At 63.9% G+C, this 16,116-nt stretch carries 16 protein-coding genes and 3 tRNA genes; 14 read left to right on the top strand and 5 right to left on the bottom strand.

Annotation, left to right across the window (positions count from 1 at the left end; translation table 11 throughout):
* Positions 1 to 19: 19 nt before the first annotated feature.
* Positions 20 to 1,303 carry a YeaH/YhbH family protein gene (locus tag ACRWQA_RS16430; RefSeq protein ID WP_263582854.1) on the top strand — a complete coding sequence of 428 codons (1,284 nt, stop codon included), beginning with the start codon at positions 20 to 22 and terminating at the stop codon, positions 1,301 to 1,303.
* Between the two features lie 17 nt (positions 1,304 to 1,320).
* Entirely contained in the window at positions 1,321 to 2,877 is a 1,557-nt protein-coding gene (locus tag ACRWQA_RS16425) for a SpoVR family protein (RefSeq protein ID WP_434229400.1), read from the top strand.
* A 38-nt stretch (positions 2,878 to 2,915) separates the two neighbouring features.
* Here the strand turns inward: ACRWQA_RS16425 and ACRWQA_RS16420 are convergent, their stop codons facing one another.
* Positions 2,916 to 3,230 (bottom strand): high-potential iron-sulfur protein, encoded by a 315-nt coding sequence (locus tag ACRWQA_RS16420; RefSeq protein WP_263583924.1) that lies wholly within the window; start codon positions 3,228 to 3,230, stop codon positions 2,916 to 2,918.
* A gap of 351 nt (positions 3,231 to 3,581) precedes the next feature.
* Between ACRWQA_RS16420 and ACRWQA_RS16415 the strand changes: the two genes are divergently transcribed.
* On the top strand, positions 3,582 to 4,001 hold the full coding sequence (locus ACRWQA_RS16415) for a CopD family protein (protein WP_434229398.1): 420 nt from the start codon (positions 3,582 to 3,584) through the stop codon (positions 3,999 to 4,001).
* A 54-nt stretch (positions 4,002 to 4,055) separates the two neighbouring features.
* On the opposite strand, the gene ACRWQA_RS16410 is transcribed toward ACRWQA_RS16415, so the two are convergent.
* Positions 4,056 to 4,520, bottom strand: coding sequence for a DUF2231 domain-containing protein (locus ACRWQA_RS16410; protein ID WP_263582857.1), 465 nt, complete (start codon positions 4,518 to 4,520; stop codon positions 4,056 to 4,058).
* Positions 4,521 to 4,664: 144 nt separating this feature from the next.
* Between ACRWQA_RS16410 and coxB the strand changes: the two genes are divergently transcribed.
* The 5 genes from coxB to ACRWQA_RS16385 all read left to right on the top strand — a co-directional run bounded on the left by coxB (position 4,665) and on the right by ACRWQA_RS16385 (position 9,827).
* Positions 4,665 to 5,612, top strand: a complete 948-nt coding sequence (coxB, locus tag ACRWQA_RS16405; RefSeq protein ID WP_434229397.1) for a cytochrome c oxidase subunit II — start codon at positions 4,665 to 4,667, stop codon at positions 5,610 to 5,612.
* On the top strand, positions 5,609 to 8,140 hold the full coding sequence (gene ctaD / locus ACRWQA_RS16400) for a cytochrome c oxidase subunit I (protein WP_434229396.1): 2,532 nt from the start codon (positions 5,609 to 5,611) through the stop codon (positions 8,138 to 8,140). Before coxB ends, ctaD begins: the two co-directional genes overlap by 4 nt.
* Complete coding sequence (locus ACRWQA_RS16395) at positions 8,137 to 8,487, top strand: hypothetical protein (protein ID WP_263582860.1); 351 nt, start codon at positions 8,137 to 8,139, stop codon at positions 8,485 to 8,487. The genes ctaD and ACRWQA_RS16395 overlap by 4 nt, the downstream gene beginning before the upstream one ends.
* Positions 8,488 to 8,593: 106 nt before the next feature.
* The gene (locus ACRWQA_RS16390; protein ID WP_043510462.1) at positions 8,594 to 8,869 is read left to right on the top strand and encodes an Lrp/AsnC family transcriptional regulator; all 276 of its coding nucleotides are present in this window, start codon (positions 8,594 to 8,596) and stop codon (positions 8,867 to 8,869) included.
* A 136-nt stretch (positions 8,870 to 9,005) separates the two neighbouring features.
* Positions 9,006 to 9,827: a DNA/RNA non-specific endonuclease gene (locus ACRWQA_RS16385; protein ID WP_434229394.1), complete on the top strand. Its 822-nt coding sequence runs from the start codon at positions 9,006 to 9,008 to the stop codon at positions 9,825 to 9,827.
* 115 nt (positions 9,828 to 9,942) lie between these two features.
* On the opposite strand, the gene ACRWQA_RS16380 is transcribed toward ACRWQA_RS16385, so the two are convergent.
* The 3 genes from ACRWQA_RS16380 to ACRWQA_RS16370 all read right to left on the bottom strand — a co-directional run bounded on the left by ACRWQA_RS16380 (position 9,943) and on the right by ACRWQA_RS16370 (position 10,310).
* Positions 9,943 to 10,029: transfer RNA gene (locus ACRWQA_RS16380), tRNA-Leu, on the bottom strand.
* Between the two features lie 38 nt (positions 10,030 to 10,067).
* A tRNA-Leu gene (locus ACRWQA_RS16375) sits at positions 10,068 to 10,154 on the bottom strand.
* Positions 10,155 to 10,223: 69 nt separating this feature from the next.
* Positions 10,224 to 10,310 (bottom strand) — tRNA-Leu (locus tag ACRWQA_RS16370).
* A gap of 278 nt (positions 10,311 to 10,588) precedes the next feature.
* On the opposite strand from ACRWQA_RS16370, the gene rnr reads away from it, so the two are divergent.
* The 6 genes from rnr to rplI all read left to right on the top strand — a co-directional run bounded on the left by rnr (position 10,589) and on the right by rplI (position 15,958).
* The gene (rnr, locus tag ACRWQA_RS16365; RefSeq protein WP_434229392.1) at positions 10,589 to 12,988 is read left to right on the top strand and encodes a ribonuclease R; all 2,400 of its coding nucleotides are present in this window, start codon (positions 10,589 to 10,591) and stop codon (positions 12,986 to 12,988) included.
* The gene (gene rlmB / locus ACRWQA_RS16360; RefSeq protein WP_434229391.1) at positions 12,988 to 13,821 is read left to right on the top strand and encodes a 23S rRNA (guanosine(2251)-2'-O)-methyltransferase RlmB; all 834 of its coding nucleotides are present in this window, start codon (positions 12,988 to 12,990) and stop codon (positions 13,819 to 13,821) included. Before rnr ends, rlmB begins: the two co-directional genes overlap by 1 nt.
* A gap of 172 nt (positions 13,822 to 13,993) precedes the next feature.
* The gene (rpsF, locus tag ACRWQA_RS16355; protein WP_263582864.1) at positions 13,994 to 14,377 is read left to right on the top strand and encodes a 30S ribosomal protein S6; all 384 of its coding nucleotides are present in this window, start codon (positions 13,994 to 13,996) and stop codon (positions 14,375 to 14,377) included.
* A gap of 24 nt (positions 14,378 to 14,401) precedes the next feature.
* Positions 14,402 to 14,629, top strand: coding sequence for a 30S ribosomal protein S18 (gene rpsR, locus ACRWQA_RS16350; protein ID WP_010629658.1), 228 nt, complete (start codon positions 14,402 to 14,404; stop codon positions 14,627 to 14,629).
* Positions 14,630 to 14,641: 12 nt separating this feature from the next.
* On the top strand, positions 14,642 to 15,496 hold the full coding sequence (locus ACRWQA_RS16345; protein ID WP_434229389.1) for a YybS family protein: 855 nt from the start codon (positions 14,642 to 14,644) through the stop codon (positions 15,494 to 15,496).
* Positions 15,497 to 15,511: 15 nt separating this feature from the next.
* The gene (gene rplI, locus ACRWQA_RS16340; protein ID WP_263582866.1) at positions 15,512 to 15,958 is read left to right on the top strand and encodes a 50S ribosomal protein L9; all 447 of its coding nucleotides are present in this window, start codon (positions 15,512 to 15,514) and stop codon (positions 15,956 to 15,958) included.
* Positions 15,959 to 16,116: the final 158 nt, after the last annotated feature.

The following is a 16,116-nucleotide window of genomic DNA, read 5'->3' as shown; positions in this document are numbered from 1 at the left end:
CGCGAGCCAGGAGGTCTGCATGACCTATTTCATCGATCGACGCGCCAACGCCAAGAACAAGAGCGCCGTGAACCGTCAGCGCTTCCTCGATCGCTACCGCACGCATATCAAGCGTTCGGTCGAGGAGGCCGTCAACCGTCGCTCGATCACCGACATGGAGCGCGGCGAGAAGGTCTCGATTCCCGCACGCGATATCTCGGAGCCGGTGTTCCAGCACGGCCCCGGCGGCAAGCGCACCATCGTCAGCCCCGGCAACAAGGAGTTCGTCGAGGGAGATCGTCTGCGTCGCCCCAGCGGGGGTGGCGGTGGCGATGGCGCCGGCGAAGGCAACGCTTCCAACCAGGGCGAGGGCATGGACGAGTTCGCCTTCAGCCTGACCCGCGAGGAATTCCTCGATTTCGTCTTCGACGGCCTGGAACTGCCGCATCTCGAGCGCAAGGCGCTCAAGGACCTGGACGAGGTGAAACCGGTGCGTGCCGGGGTTACCCGAGACGGGGTGCCGGCGCGGATCAACATCGTGCGTTCCATGCGCGAGGCGTATGCCCGGCGCATTGCCATGCGCGCGCCCATCCGTCGTGCGTTGCGCGAAGCCCAGGAGGCGCTGGAGGAGGAGGAGCGCAAGGACCCGGTGCTGCGCAACCCGTCGCGAATCGGTGAGCTCAAGGAGGAGATCGAGCGGCTCGAGAAGCGTCTCGAGGCGGTACCCTTCATCGATACCTACGATCTGCGCTACAACAACCTGATCAATCAGCCGCAGCCTTCGAGCAAGGCGGTGATGTTCTGCGTGATGGACGTTTCCGGCTCCATGACCCAGGCCCACAAGGACATCGCCAAGCGCTTCTTCCTGCTGCTCTATCTGTTCCTCGAGCGCAACTACGAGAAGGTCGAGCTGGTCTTCGTGCGCCATCACACCGCGGCCAAGGAGGTCGACGAGGAAGAGTTCTTCTACTCACGGGAGACCGGCGGCACCATCGTCTCCAGCGCCCTGACACTGGTCGACGAGATCATCACCCGGCGCTACCCGCCAGCGCAGTGGAATCTCTATGTGGCACAGGCCTCGGACGGCGACAACTGGGACGACGACTCGGTGAACTGTCGCGAGCGGCTGATGAAGACGCTGATGCCCCGCCTGCAGTACTACACCTACGTGGAGATTACACCGCATGCGCATCAGGCGCTGTGGGAGGAGTACGAGACGGTGGCCGCCGAGTTCCCCGATCGTTTCGCCATGCGCCAGATCGTCGAGGCGGGCGACATCTACCCGGTGTTCCGTGAACTGTTCAAGCGCCGTGCCGCCCATTGACGTGACGAGGAGGCAACATGATCCGACGCAAGCCGATTGCCACCGGTTCCGACTGGAACTTCGAGATCCTCGAAGCGTATGAGCGGGAGCTGGCCAGGCTGGCCGATGAGTACCGGCTGGACACCTATCCCAACCAGATCGAGATCATCACCACCGAGCAGATGATGGACGCCTATGCCAGCGTGGGGATGCCGGTGGGCTACCACCACTGGTCGTTCGGCAAGCAGTTCCTGGCGGTGGAGCAGGCCTATCGGCGCGGCCAGATGGGGCTGGCCTACGAGCTGGTGATCAACTCCGACCCCTGCATCGCCTATCTCATGGAGGAGAACACGCTGATGATGCAGGTGCTGGTCATGGCCCACGCCTGCTATGGCCACAACTCCTTCTTCAAGGGCAATTACCTGTTCCGCGCCTGGACGGACGCGAGCTCGATCGTCGATTATCTCGTATTCGCCCGCCGCTACGTGGCCGAATGCGAGGAGCGCCACGGCGTGACCGCCGTCGAGCAATTGCTCGACGCCTGCCATGCCCTGCAGAACTATGGCGTCGACCGCTACAAGCGGCCGTCGCCGATCTCCGCCGAGGAGGAAGTGCGGCGCCAGGCGGAGCGCGAGGAGTACCTCCAGGCCCAGGTCAACACGCTGTGGCGTACCATCCCGGGGCGTCAGCAGGCCGATGCCCTGCCCGGCAGCCTGGACAGCGAGGAGGATCCCCTGGGCCTGCACACGGCGGGGCGCTATCCCCCCGAGCCCCAGGAGAACCTGCTCTACTTTCTCGAGAAGAACGCGCCGCTGCTGGCGCCCTGGCAGCGCGAAATCGTGCGCATCGTGCGCAAGCTGGCGCAGTATTTCTATCCCCAGCGCCAGACTCAGGTGATGAACGAAGGGTGGGCTTCCTTCTGGCACTACACGCTGATGAACCGGCTCTACGACGAAGGCCTGGTCGACGAGGGACTGATGCTGGAGTTCCTGCAGTCGCATACCGCAGTGGTCAGCCAGCCCGGCTTCGACAGTCCTTTCTATAGCGGCATCAACCCCTATGCGCTGGGCTTCGCCATGTTCAGCGACATCAAGCGCATGTGCGAGAACCCCACTGATGAGGATCGCGAGTGGTTTCCCGACACGGCGGGCAGCGATTGGCTCGAGGCGGTGCACTTCGCCATGCGCAACTTCAAGGACGAGTCCTTCATTCAACAGTTTCTCTCGCCCAAGGTGATGCGCGACCTCAAGCTGTTCAGCATCGTCGACGACGATCAGGAGGAGATGCTCGAAGTGGCGGCCATTCACGACGAGCGTGGTTACCGCCGGATTCGCGAGGCCTTGGCGCAGCAGTACGCGCTGTCGCTGCGCGAGCCCAACATCCAGGTCTACGAAGCCAACATCCGCGGTAATCGCTCGCTGACTCTGCATCACGTGCAGGACAGCCGACGCCCCATGGGGCGTAGCGTCTACCCGGTGATCCGACATCTTCATCAGCTGTGGGGCTTCCCTGTGCGGCTGGAGTCGCTCTCGGAAGAGGGGGCGGTCGTCCGGCGCTATCAGTGGCCGCTACCCGATGAGGAAGGAAAGGAGTAACGCAAGGACAGGAAGCAGTGGCGGGCCTTGGGGCCCGCTCAGTCCACGCTGACCCAGGATTGGCACCAGCCGCCGGGCTCGACGCTGTTCTGGGGAAAGAGCTGGCAACCTTCACTGCGGCGCTCGAAGAACATGCAGTTGCTGCAGGTTTCTCCCTCTTCATAAGCCGGATGATCGCTGGCTTGCTCGGCTGCTTCGACGTAGTTCAATGCCTGGGCCTGCTCGTCGTTGGGATCGAGCCTCGGCAGACTCTGGGCGAAGGCCTGGCGCGACAGGATGCCGATCCCCAGGGGCAGGGCAGCCACGCCCAGCAGGCTGTTGCGTAGGAAGGCACGTCGGCTCTGTTCGGCCAAGGATCGGCTTTTTTCGGCCATGGATGGTTCTCCTGCTTCGACACGGTCAATGAAGAATACCCGTTTCCAACCAGACTGGTGCCACGGTTGGTGCGGGCACACCAACCGAAACATCTGACTCGACAAGGGGGATGAAGTTCTTTGTGTAAAGCAGAGGAAACACCTTTTTCCGCAGAGTCGCAATTGCCGAATGTTGCGCTGCGTTTCCGCTTGGTGTCATGGGGTTTCAGCGAGACGGCCTGAGTAAGCGAGAAGTCCCGCCGTGTTGGGTTACATGTCGGCCGGTAAAGCTGGTTCCGTTGCCCTACATTGGTTAGGGTGGGTTCACACTGCTGCTGCAAGGATGCTGTTATGCCGTGGATCAAGATTCTGCACATCGCCACGCTGCTGTGCTGGTGTGCTTCCCTGCTTTATCTGCCTGCCATGTTGCTGGCTGGCGCCAGGTCGCGGGGGGGCTCCTCGTTCGACCTGCCCGTGCCGATCATCCTGCGTTTCGTATTCACCCATATCGCCACGCCTTTCGCCCTGCTCGCGATCATGAGCGGTACCTTGTTGTTCATTGTCGGCCAGATTGCCATGGGCTGGTTGGTGCTCAAGCTCGCCGCCGTCAGCGGCATGGTGCTTTGCCATGTCCTGTGCGGGGGGCTGATCGTGCGGCTGGAGCGGGACCGACACCGCTTCCTGTTACCCGCAAGCGGGCTGATAGCCGTCACGTCGGCCGTGTTGATGCTCACTGTCCTGGTGCTGGTGCTGAGCAAGCCATATGTTTGAGGCATGACAAGGAGAGTCACGATGCGCCATTCGACCCGCCATGCATGGTTCGCCTCACTTGTCGTCGATTTCGACCCCCACCGCATCTTCGTAGACCAGCGTGCCGCCAAGGGCGCCGGTCAAGCCGACCAGGACTGCGGTGAGGAGGGTCAGGGCGATAGCCCAGGGCAGCAGGTTGGTGGAGTCCAGGAAACGCCACAGCCAGTTGAGCGAGGCCAGCGACAGCATCATCACTGCCACGATGGCGTGACACCAGCCGAGGAGCTTGCGTCGGATCAGGCGGATCGTGACCAAGTCGATCAGGCCCACGGTGCTGGCGATCCAACCACTCAATGCGCCGATCCCGGCCAACCACAGGCTCGCCTTGGCCCAGAATGCGTTCCCGGAATAAAGGTAGGCAGCATCGCTACCGACCAGCAGCAGCAGGCAGGCGACAGGAAAGTGGACGAGGGTGGGGTGTATCGGGTGGCCAAATATGGCAATACGGCTACTGATGGTGCGGATCGGTTTGTCGGCCATGTTCGCGTCCTTTGCGATCTGTTCAATGCTCTCTCTGGCATTCAACGCCTTGGTCGGTACCGGGTCAACCGCGCACGCCTGCTCCGCTGGTTCGTCCTGTCGCTGCCTGGCCTGCTGGCCGGTTGCAGTGGCGAGATGTCGACCATGGACGCTGTGGGGCCGGCGGCCCGGGACCAGTTCTGGGTCTGGTGGGCCATGCTTGCCGTCAGCTTGGTCGTTGCCGCTGTGGTATTTGCGCTGTGGCTATTCACCTTTCGGCGCCGGGAGCAGCCGCAGCGCACGCCGCGGGAGGAGCGTCGCATCATGCTGCGCTGGGTGCTGGGCGGCGGGGTCGCGTTGCCGGTGGTTTGCATCGTCGCCCTGATGGTATTCGCCGCGCCTACCGGGCGTGGCATGCTGCCGCTTCCTGACGACGACGCCGAGCGCATCGACGTGATTGGCCACCAGTGGTGGTGGGAGGTGCGCTATCCCGGCGAGGATGGCGAGGCAGACGTGATCACTGCCAACCGGCTGGTGCTGCCGGCCGGCGAGCCCGTCGACTTTCGCCTCACCAGTGCCGACGTCATTCACGCCTTCTGGATACCGCGCCTGGGTGGCAAGCGAGACATGGTTCCGGGGCGGCATACCACCATTCGCCTAGAGGCCGATGCGCCCGGCGTCTTCGGGGCGCAGTGCGGCGAGTACTGCGGTGCGCAGCACACCCACATGCTGCTCCAGGTCGAGGCGCTCGAGCGCGACGACTACGAGGCCTGGCTGTACGCGCGCCGCGCGTCGGTGTCGCCACGGGAGGGCGACGACGAGACCCTGGCAGCCTTCGGCGAGCACTGTGCGGCCTGCCACCGGGTCGAGGGGTTTCCGCAGGAATTCGTCGTCGACGACGTGGACCACGACATTCAAGGACCCGACCTCAGCGACATCGGCTCCCGCCCCACGCTGGGCGCCGGTGTGTTGCCCATGGAGGAGGGCGCCATCGCCTACTGGCTGCAGCACCACCAGACGCTCAAGCCCGGCAACAGGATGCCGCCCCACAACCACATAGATACCGAGACGCTGCAGGATATCGGTACCTGGCTGGAGATGTTGGCGCCATGAGCGATAACAAGGACGCTACCCTCACTCCCGAAGTCCGTCGTCTGCACGAGGGGATGGCCAGGGTCTGGGCCAATCCGCCCGGCCTGGGCGCCTTGACCGTGGTCAACCACACCAGCGTCGGGCTTCGCTTCATGGTCACCGGGGCGATCTTCTTTCTGATCGGCGGGCTGTTGGCCATGCTGATCCGCACCCAGCTCGCTTTCCCCGACAACGACTTCATGTCGCACGAGACCTATAACCAGGTCTTCTCGATGCACGGCACGGTGATGATGTTCCTGTTCGCCATCCCCATTCTCGAGGGTGTGGCGATCTACATGATTCCCAAGATGATCGGCGCCCGCGACCTGGTCTGCCCGCGTCTGTCGGCCTTTGGTTATTTCTGCTACTTGTTCGGTGGCATCATCCTGACCTCCAGCCTGGTGCTGGAGATGGCGCCATCCAGCGGCTGGTTCATGTACACGCCGCTCAGCAGCGGCGATTACTCCCCCGGGCGAGGCTCGGATTTCTGGCTGCTGGGTATCACCTTCGTCGAGATATCGGCCCTTTCCGCCGGGGTGGAGCTGGTCGTGTCGATCCTGCGCACCCGCACCGAAGGTATGGCGCTGCACAAGATGCCGCTGTTCGCCTGGTACATCCTGGCCATGGCGCTGATGATCGTGGTCGGTTTCCCGCCCTTGATCCTTGGCAGCATCCTGCTCGAACTGGAGCGGGCCACCGGCATGCCGTTCTTTGACGTGACCGGCGGCGGTGACCCGGTTCTGTGGGCCCATCTGTTTTGGCTGTTCGGCCACCCCGAGGTCTACATCATCTTCCTGCCGGGGGCGGGTATCGTCTCGACCCTGATCCCTGTCTTCGCCCGGCGCCCCATCGTCGGCTACGGCTGGGTGGTGGCGGCCATCGCCATCATGGGCTTCGTCAGCTTCGGCCTGTGGGTGCACCACATGTTCACGCTGGGCATCCCGCAACTGGCGCTGGCCTTCTTCTCGGCGGCGAGCATGCTGGTGGCGATTCCCACCGGCATCCAGATTTTCGTCTGGCTCGCCACACTGTGGCTGGGACGGCCGGTCATGTCGCTGCCGATGCTGTGGATCATCGGCTTCCTGGTGATCTTCGTGTTGGGCGGGTTGACCGGAGTGATGCTGGCCCTGGTGCCGTTCAACTGGCAAGTCCACGATACACACTTCGTGGTCGCCCACATGCACTACGTGCTGGTGGGTGGCATGCTGTTCCCGCTGATCGCCGGGCTCTACTACTGGCTGCCGCTGGTGTCGGGGCGCATGCCGTCGGAGCGGCTGGGCAAGTGGAGTTTCTGGCTGATCTTCCTCGGCTTCAACGTCACCTTCCTGGTCATGCACTGGACGGGGCTGCTGGGCATGCGCCGGCGCGTGTTCACCTACGACAGTGCCATGGGCTGGGACATCTACAACCTGATCTCCTCGGTCGGCGGGTTCATGATGTCCGCAGGCGTGGCGCTGCTGATCCTCGACGTTGCGCTCCACTTTCGCTTCGGCAGAAAGGCGCCGCAGAACCCGTGGAACGCCGATACCCTGGAGTGGGCCATGCCCAAGCCGCCGACGCCCTACAACTTCGTCAGCCTGCCGCGGCTAGAGACACGCCATCCACTGTGGGACCACCCGGAACTGCCGCGCACCATCACCGAGGGACGGCATGGCCTCAATACCATCGACCACGGTCGGCGCGAGACCTGGGGCAGCGATGCGCTGACCGGCAAGCTGCGCGAAGTGGTGCATCTGCCCACCAACTCCTGGTGGCCGTTCTTCGCCGCCCTGGCCCTGGCGGCAGTGTGCATCTTGTTGCTGGTCAGGCTCTACCCGCTGGCGGGTGTGGCGTCGCTGGTGGCCATCGTGTTCCTGCTGCGCTGGTCGTGGGAGAACGGGGCGCACCCCCGCGCCGCGCCCGACGCCACGGTGGCGCCCGGCCAGCCGCCGCTGCACTCGCGCACCATGAATGGCCCCGGGGTGTGGACCATGTCGGTCTCGCATCTGGCCAATGGGTCGCTCTATCTCTCGCTGCTGTTCGGCTGGTTCTACCTGTGGACCGTGGCGCCCGAGTGGCAGATGCCGGAGACGTCTCCTCTCTCGTTGCCGCTGCTGGCCGGGGCGGGTCTCGCGTTGACGCTGGGCACCGCGTGGCTGGCCAAGCTGGTGCGCCGGCTGCGCCGGGGCAATGATTCGGCTCTCGGTGGGGGGATGCACCTGGCTGCCGGACTCGGCGCGCTGCAGTCGGTCCTGCTGGCGCTGGCGATCTGGCAGGCACGGCTGGCACCTACCGAAAGCGCCCACGACGCCACGCTGCTGGTGGCCCTGGTTTATGTACTGATCCATGCGCTGCTGGGTGGCCTGCTGTGCTTGCTGCAGGGGTTGCGAGTCGGTTATGGCTTCGTCGGTGCCGAGGCGCCCCTCGAGCCAGTGGTGGTGCTGCGTCTGTGGTATTACAACCTGGTTGTCTACTGGACCCTGTTCGTGGCTATCTGGGTCATGCCGACAGTCCTTGGAGGGGGGTCATGAAGCAACTGTTGAGGCTGACCCATCCGATTCATGTGGTCAGCGGCCTGACCATCTGGGGCATCTGGTTCGTGGCCATCTATGCCGGGCTCTCGGTGGCCTGTTCGGTGGCACCACCCGACCCCGAGCGCGACATGCTGACCGCTATCAATGTCGGTATCGGATTGGCCACGCTGGTCACCACCGCGCTACTGCTGTGGCTGGCCTGGGCCAGCCTCGCGGCAGGGCGCAAGGTGGGGCCGCGACGAGAGTGCTATTTTGCCTTCGTGTCGGCGGGTGTCTTTCTGTTCTCGGCGGGTGGCACGCTGTTCGTCGGCTATCCGATCATCTTCCTGCCTCCCTGCTTGTAGCAGGAGCAATCCGGCGCTTTGTTCAGCCGTCGTGGCTGGCCTGCTATACTCGCGCCAGCGCGGCGGTTCCATGCCGCAGGAATACCTAACCGGGGGAGGGTGCCCGATGCAGAATGCCGTGATCCTGATCAATACCGACAAGGGCCAGGTCAAGGCGGTGGCCGAGCGGCTCGCCGACGTCGAGGGGATCAGCGAGGTCTATTCCACCTGTGGACGTTACGACCTGGTGGCGATCGCCCGCACCCGGGATTTCGAGAGCCTGGCCGAGCTGGTCACCGAGCGCCTCAATGCGGTCGAGGGCATTCGCGACACCGAAACCCTCAATGCCATGCAGGTGCACTCGCGCCACGACCTCGAAACCATGTTCTCCCTCGGCTGGTAAGTCCCGTTTCGCTGATCGATTCATCCTGCCGTCGGCCAGGTTGGCCGGCGGCCTTTCGTCTGGACCTGACTGAATGGCTACAGCCCGCTCGAGGACGAGGCGTCGCGCCACTCCGCTGTCTCGTTGGCGCCCACGCATGCGCCGCTTCGTCGTCACCTTCGTCTTCGTGCTGGTCGCAAGCGGCCTGTGGTATACCCAAGAGCGGGAATTCCGCGATCAACTGAGCTGGATGGGCGTGCCGACCTGGGAGAGCCTGACCCCGCTGAGCGCTCATCGGGTGCTGCGCAACGAAGGCTTCCTGGTGGGCTGGTCGGACGTGCGGGTCAATCCGCTGTGGGTCAGCTACCTGCTGCACGAAGTGGAGGATCCACGCGCCGGCCCGCGACCCGACTTTCGCCAGGACTGGCGGACCCTGTGGCCGATAAGCGCCGACAGCTATTTCGGTAGCGGTTACGATCGCGGCCATCTGGCCCCCAACTATGCCATCGCCACGGTGCATGGGGGCCAGGCCCAGCAGCAGTCGTTCCTGATGAGCAACATCTCGCCCCAGCGACCCGATCTCAACCGCCGGCTCTGGCAGCGCCTGGAAGAGGTCGTGATCGATCACTTCGTGCCGCGCTTCGGCGTGGTGCAGGTGATTACCGGCCCGGTCTTCCCCGAGCGTTTCCTCGACAATGTGACCCACCGGGTGGGGCTCGTCGAAATTCCCGAAGCTTTCTACAAAATCATCGTGGTTCCGGCCGGGGAGCCAATGGCGCTGGCCTTCATCATGCCCCAGGAGGTGCGCGGCGGCGAACCGCTGGACGACTACCTGGTAAGTATCGATGAGGTGGAGGCGCGCACTGGGCTCGATTTCTTCCCGCGCCTGCCCGAAGAGGTGGCCGAGGTGCTGGAGGGGGAGGTAGTGGCCGAAGGGTGGGCATTAGAAGAGGTAGCCCGCCTGCCCGCCCGTTACTGAAATAAATGGCTGCACGAGCGAATCACAGGCACAAAAAAACCGCGATCGGTCGCGGTTTCTTGGGTCGCTCTGGAAGTTATCAGCCTGCATGACGCGATGTGCTTGTAGAAAGCAGTGGTGCCCAGGAGAGGACTTGAACCTCCACATCCGTAAGGATACTAGCACCTGAAGCTAGCGCGTCTACCAATTCCGCCACCTGGGCGCATCATGCTGTCGTCGATCGTGTTCGCGAGCCTGGGATGGTGCCCAGGAGAGGACTTGAACCTCCACATCCGTAAGGATACTAGCACCTGAAGCTAGCGCGTCTACCAATTCCGCCACCTGGGCGAACACGAGACTTTCGAGTTGACAAAGAGCGAGGTGCCTGACCCGACCACCGGTCCCGAAGGGAGCGAGTGGTGCCCAGAAGAGGACTTGAACCTCCACGTCCATAAGGACACTAGCACCTGAAGCTAGCGCGTCTACCAATTCCGCCATCTGGGCAGGCGACGCGTATCTTACCCAAATTGTGGCTCAATGCAAGAGCGCCGGGTGAAATTTCGCCCGGCGTCAAGCGGCATGAAGGCCGCCAGCGGTGAGTTGGTCGGGTGTTCTCGTTGTGTGGCTTGGTCGCGGATCGTACCGCCATGGTTGGGCCGAACCGACACCGGCGTTATACTGCGGGGCATGACAAACGACTCCATTAGCAAGACCCTAAGCCCGCGGCCTCTCGCCCGCGCCCTTCCCGGAACGCTGCTCCCGTTGTCAAGGATGCCCCACGCATGACTCATTGGACGCTCAGCGACGACCCCCATGCCAGCCGCGAGGCCCACAAGTACGACAAGCCGGCGCCCAGCCGCGAGTACCTGTTGGCGCGCCTGGAGGAGTACGGCAAGCCGATCACGCACGAATCCATGAGCCGCATGCTGGGCCTCGACGACGAAGAGCTTCAGGAGGCCGTGCGCCGGCGCCTGGCGGCCATGGAGCGCGACGGCCAGGTGCTGCGCAACCGTGCCGGCGCCTACGCGTTGATCGACAAGCTCGACCTGATCAAGGGCAAGGTGCTGGGGCACCGCGACGGTTTCGGCTTCGTGCTGCGAGAGGATGGCAAGAAACCCGACCTGGTATTGCCGCCGCGCCAGATGCGCCGGGTCTTTCACGGCGACTACGTGCTGGTGCGCGTCAGTGGGCGCGATCGCCGCGGCCGCGACGAGGCCACCATCGCCGAGGTGCTGGCACGCAACACCCAGACCATCGTCGGCGTATTCCGCGAGAACACTTCCGAGTTCGGCGTGCTGATCCCCGAGAACCCGCGCATCACGCAGGAGGTGATCATTCCTCATAGCGCCTGTGGTGGCGCACGTGAGGGCCAGGTGGTCTCGGCCAGGATCGTGCAGCAGCCCGACACTCGGGTGCAGCCGGTGGGCGAGGTGGTCGAGGTGCTCGGCGAGCGCATGGACCCCGGGATGGAAATTGATATCGCCATCCGCAGCTACGAGATTCCCGCAGAGTTCCCCCCCGAGGTGCACGACCAGATCGCCGAAATGTCTGCCGAGGTGGCCGAGCAGGACAAGCTGCATCGCATCGACCTTCGCCATATTCCGTTGGTCACCATCGATGACGAGACGGCCAAGGATTTCGACGACGCGGTGTGCGCCTGGAAGACCAAGTCAGGGAGTTGGAAGCTGATCGTCGCCATCGCCGACGTGTCGCACTATGTGCGCCCGGGCACGCCGCTCGACGAGGAAGCGATCCGCCGGGGTAACTCGGTCTACTTCCCGGGGCAGGTGGTGCCGATGCTGCCCGAGCTGCTCTCCAACGGGCTGTGCTCGCTCAACCCGCACGTCGACCGCCTGGCGATGGTCTGCGAGATGAACATCTCCAAGAGCGGGGTGATCAGCCGCTACCATTTCTATGAGGCGGTGTTCCAGTCGCACGCTCGCCTGACCTACAACAAGGTGGCGGCGATCCTCGACGGCGATGATGCCGAGGCGGATGCCCTGCGCGAGGAGTACCGCGACCTGATCAAGCCGCTCCAGGGCCTGCACGAGCTCTACCGGGTGCTGCGGCAGGCCCGCGAAGAGCGCGGCGCCATCGACTTCGAGACCACCGAGACGGCCATCCTTTTCAACGAGGAGCGCAAGATCGAGAAGATCGTGCCGCGCAAGCGCAACGACGCGCACAAGATCATCGAGGAGTGCATGCTGGCGGCCAACGTGGCCACCGCCCGCTTCCTCGACAAGCACGATCTGCCGGCGCTCTATCGCATCCACGAGCGACCCTCGCCGGAGCGCCTCGACAAGCTGCGCCTGTTCCTCAACGAACTGGGGCTCTCGGTCGGCGGTGGCGACGAGCCCACCCCCCAGGACTATCAGGCATTGGCCGAGGCGATACGCGGCCGTCCGGACGCCGACGTGATCCAGACCGTGATGCTGCGCTCGATGAGTCAGGCGGTCTATTCGCCCCAGAACGAGGGGCATTTCGGCCTGGCCTATCCGGCCTACGCCCACTTCACCTCACCGATTCGTCGCTATCCCGACCTGTTGGTTCATCGTGCCATCCGCTCGGTGGTCCGCGGGCCGCGCCAGACCAATACCGTGCTGCGCGCCGAAGGGGCCAAGGTGGACCCGCCCAGCAAGTGGTGTCCCTACACCTTCGAGCAAATGCTCGAGCTCGGCGAGCACTGCTCGATGACCGAGCGCCGTGCCGACGACGCCACCCGCGACGTGGAGGACTGGCTCAAGTGCGAGTTCATGTCCGACAAGCTGGGAGAAGTCTATGAGGGCACCATCGCCTCGGTGACCCAGTTCGGTATTTTCGTGCGTCTCGACGAGGTCTACGTCGAGGGTCTGGTGCACGTCACCTCGCTGCCTTCGGATTACTACCACTACGAGCCCGAGAAGCATCGCCTCAAGGGCGAGCGTACCGGCATGAGCTACCGCCTGGGCGACGGTGTCACCGTGCAGGTGGCGCGCGTGGACCTGAACGATCGCAAGATCGATTTCGTGCTGGATGACGACAAGCCGCGTCCCAAGCGTCAGCCGCGCAAGCGCCGTGGCGAGGGTGAGGCGGCTTTCACCCCCAAGCCCGACGCTGGCAAGGGGCAGGCCGACGACAAGGGCGGCAAGGGCAAGGGCGGTAAGCGACGTCGTGGCCCGCGCAAGCCGAAGGCGCGTAGTTGATGGCGCAAGGTCGCAAGGGCAAGCCGCGTGACGCGGGAAGGGCGGCGGCGCGCCGCAAGCCGGAACTGCCGGGCGTGCCAGGCGGGCTCGATGCGGTGTTCGGTGTGCATGCCGTGCGTGCCCTGCTGCAGCGCGGAGATTGCCCACGAATACTGTGGGTGCAAGAAGGGGAGGCGCAGCAGCGTCTGGCCGATGTGATCGACAGGGCCCGGCAAGGCGGGGCGCGAATCGAACCGCACCCGCGTGACGAACTGGATCGCCTGGCACGGGAAGCCTCGCATCAAGGCATCGTCGCCTTCACCGCGCCGCTGGCCTTCGAGAGCGAAACGTCGCTGTGGTTCAAGCTCGAAGCCTGGCCCTACGAGTCTCCGCCACTGCTGCTGGTGCTCGATGGCGTCACCGACGTGCACAACTTCGGTGCCTGCCTGCGCAGCGCCGATGCCGCCGGCGTGCATGGCGTGATCGTGCCCAAGGACAAGGCGGCGCCGCTCAACGCCACGGTGCGCAAGGTGGCCTGTGGTGCCGCCGAGAGCGTGCCGGTCTACCAGGTGACCAACCTGGCCCGTGCCCTGGCCCGGCTCAAGGAGTTCGGCGTGTGGATCACCGGCACCGCCGGCGAAGCCGAGGCGATGCTGTTCGAGGCCGATTTCAGCGGGCCCTCGGCATTGGTGATGGGCGCTGAGGGCAAGGGTATGCGACGCCTGACCCGAGAGGCCTGCGATGGCCTGGTCAAGCTGCCCATGGCCGGCAGCGTCTCCAGCCTCAACGTTTCGGTAGCCACCGGCATCTGCCTGTTCGAGGCGGTGCGCCAGCGGCGTGGCACCGAGGCCTGAGTCGTGGCTGCAAGTGCCAGCTTGCAAGTGGCGGCGCGGATCACTAGAATGCAGGCGCCCGTTCCTGTGTGAGCGGGCGTAGTTATTTCACTATCACTCCTTGCTTCCCTTGAGCGCCAGTCCTGTGTGGAACAGGTTTCACGCGGAAGCTGCCAACCCGAAAGGAGAACCCATGCGTCATTACGAGATCGTGTTCATGGTCCACCCGGACCAGAGCGAGCAAGTGCCGTCCATGGTCGAGCGTTACTCCAGCATCGTCACCGAGAGCGGTGGCACCGTGCATCGTCTGGAGGATTGGGGCCGCCGTCACCTGGCCTACCCGATCAACAAGATTCACAAGGCTCACTACGTGCTGATGAACGTCGAGTGCAGCGGTGAGACCCTCGATGAGATCGAGAACATCTTCCGCTTCAATGACGCCATCATTCGCAGCCTGGTGGTGCGCTGCAAGGAAGCCATCACCGAAGCTTCGCCGATGATGAAGCCGGCAGACGACAAGCGTCCGCGTCGCGAAGAAAGGCCGCGTACCGAAGAAACTGCCGAAGAAGCCAACTGATAGCACGTACCGAGGAGTCTTTACATGGCACGCTTTTTCCGCCGTCGCAAGTTCTGCCGTTTCACCGCTGAAGGCGTGAAGCAGATCGATTACAAGGATCTGGACACGCTGAAGGCCTATATCACCGAAACCGGCAAGATCGTACCCAGCCGCATTACCGGTACCAAGGCCCGCTATCAGCGTCAGCTGGCTACCGCCATCAAGCGCGCGCGCTACCTGGCTCTGCTGCCCTACACCGACAGCCACCAGTAAGCCGCTGACTCGATGTTGCCGATTGCCCGATGGTTGATGCGTGGCACGCCCTATGCGGCAGGCGGGGCGGCACTGGCCGCGATCGTGCCCTGGCTGTTTTGGCTGAGTGGCGCCATCGTGGCTCTGGTCACGCTGCGTCGTGGCCTGTCGCCGGCGCTGCCGGTACTGGTGGCGGCTGCGGTTCCCACCGGTTGGTGGTGGACCCAGGGCGACGCCATACCGCTGGCCAGCGTACTGTTGGTATCGCTGATGGCGGTCGTGCTGCGCTCCCGTATGCGCTGGAGCGAGGCGCTGATCGTCGGTACTTTGGTGACAGCGGTGCTGATCCAGCTTGGCGTCTTCGTGCCGCCGGGTGGTACCGGGCCGTTGCTGGAGCAGCTGCGCCAGGGCTCGGCCGAGATCGACCGCATGCTGAGCGAGTTGACACGGCAGGGCTTCGATACCGAAGAGCTGGCCACGTTGCTGATTGGTGGCATCACCGGCTTGGTCGTGCTGATCGCCGCCATTGGCTGCCTGGCGCTGGCTCGCGCCTGGCAGGCGGGGCTCTACAATCCCGGCGGCTTTCGCGAGGAGTTCCATGCGCTGCGCCTGGCGCCGCGCGAACTCATCGTGCTGGTAGTGCTCGGCGTGGTGGCAATGGTGCTGGGCCTGCCGTCTCTATCCATGCTGGTCTGGGTGCCCCTGCTGGTAGCCGGTATCGCCTTGGTGCACGGCTTCATTGGGTTAAAGGGTATGAACGGGCTGTGGCTGATCGCCTTCTATATACTGCTGATCACCACCTGGCCCATGATTCTGATCGTGCTGCTGGCGGCCTTCATCGATGTGTTCGTGGATTTCCGCGGCCGTCTGGCCCCTCGCAGCGACTGACATGAGGTTAACGAGATGGAAGTCATTCTGCTCGACAACATTGGCAAGCTGGGTGGCCTGGGCGACAAGGTCAACGTGAAACCCGGCTATGGCCGCAACTACCTGGTGCCCTACGGCCTGGCCGTGCCGGCCACCAAGGACAACGTGGAAGCCTTCGAGGCGCAGCGCGCCGAGCTCGAGTCCCAGGCCGCCGAGCGCAAGGCGATCGCCGAATCCCGCGCCGCACAATTGGCCGAGATCGAGCTGTCGCTGGTCGCCAAGGCCGGGGAAGAGGGCAAGCTGTTCGGTTCCATCGGTCCGCGTGATCTGGCCGAGGCGCTGGGTCAGGCAGGCATCGAAGTCGCCAAGAGCGAAGTCCGCATGCCTGAAGGACCGATTCGCCAGACCGGCGAGTACGACATCGACCTGCACCTGCACGCCGAAGTCGACGCCACCGTCCGTGTGGTTGTTGTTGCCGAGTAAGCTTCACGGCTAGCTCAGCAGCGACGCCAAGGGGGCGCGGGGATTCTCTCCGCGCCCCCTTGCTTTTCTCGGATGCGCGTTGCCCTTAGACATTGGTAGTAATATTACGGTTTATCTTTGCGTCATATCTCTTAAACGATTAAGTTTTGCCTGTCCTG

It is taken from the genome of Billgrantia sp. C5P2 (genome assembly GCF_051062895.2).
This window is presented reverse-complemented; position numbering and strand designations above follow the sequence as displayed.

Bases quoted from the DNA above. Each gene is read 5' to 3' on its own strand.
- ACRWQA_RS16430 (WP_263582854.1), top strand. From the start codon at position 20: ATGACCTATTTCATCGATCGACGCGCCAACGCCAAGAACAAGAGCGCC.
- ACRWQA_RS16425 (WP_434229400.1), top strand. From the start codon at position 1,321: ATGATCCGACGCAAGCCGATTGCCACCGGTTCCGACTGGAACTTCGAG.
- ACRWQA_RS16415 (WP_434229398.1), top strand. From the start codon at position 3,582: ATGCCGTGGATCAAGATTCTGCACATCGCCACGCTGCTGTGCTGGTGT.
- ACRWQA_RS16410 (WP_263582857.1), bottom strand. From the start codon at position 4,520: ATGGCCGACAAACCGATCCGCACCATCAGTAGCCGTATTGCCATATTT.
- coxB (WP_434229397.1), top strand. From the start codon at position 4,665: ATGGACGCTGTGGGGCCGGCGGCCCGGGACCAGTTCTGGGTCTGGTGG.
- ctaD (WP_434229396.1), top strand. From the start codon at position 5,609: ATGAGCGATAACAAGGACGCTACCCTCACTCCCGAAGTCCGTCGTCTG.
- ACRWQA_RS16395 (WP_263582860.1), top strand. From the start codon at position 8,137: ATGAAGCAACTGTTGAGGCTGACCCATCCGATTCATGTGGTCAGCGGC.
- ACRWQA_RS16390 (WP_043510462.1), top strand. From the start codon at position 8,594: ATGCAGAATGCCGTGATCCTGATCAATACCGACAAGGGCCAGGTCAAG.
- ACRWQA_RS16385 (WP_434229394.1), top strand. From the start codon at position 9,006: ATGCGCCGCTTCGTCGTCACCTTCGTCTTCGTGCTGGTCGCAAGCGGC.
- rnr (WP_434229392.1), top strand. From the start codon at position 10,589: ATGACTCATTGGACGCTCAGCGACGACCCCCATGCCAGCCGCGAGGCC.
- rlmB (WP_434229391.1), top strand. From the start codon at position 12,988: ATGGCGCAAGGTCGCAAGGGCAAGCCGCGTGACGCGGGAAGGGCGGCG.
- rpsF (WP_263582864.1), top strand. From the start codon at position 13,994: ATGCGTCATTACGAGATCGTGTTCATGGTCCACCCGGACCAGAGCGAG.
- rpsR (WP_010629658.1), top strand. From the start codon at position 14,402: ATGGCACGCTTTTTCCGCCGTCGCAAGTTCTGCCGTTTCACCGCTGAA.
- ACRWQA_RS16345 (WP_434229389.1), top strand. From the start codon at position 14,642: ATGTTGCCGATTGCCCGATGGTTGATGCGTGGCACGCCCTATGCGGCA.
- rplI (WP_263582866.1), top strand. From the start codon at position 15,512: ATGGAAGTCATTCTGCTCGACAACATTGGCAAGCTGGGTGGCCTGGGC.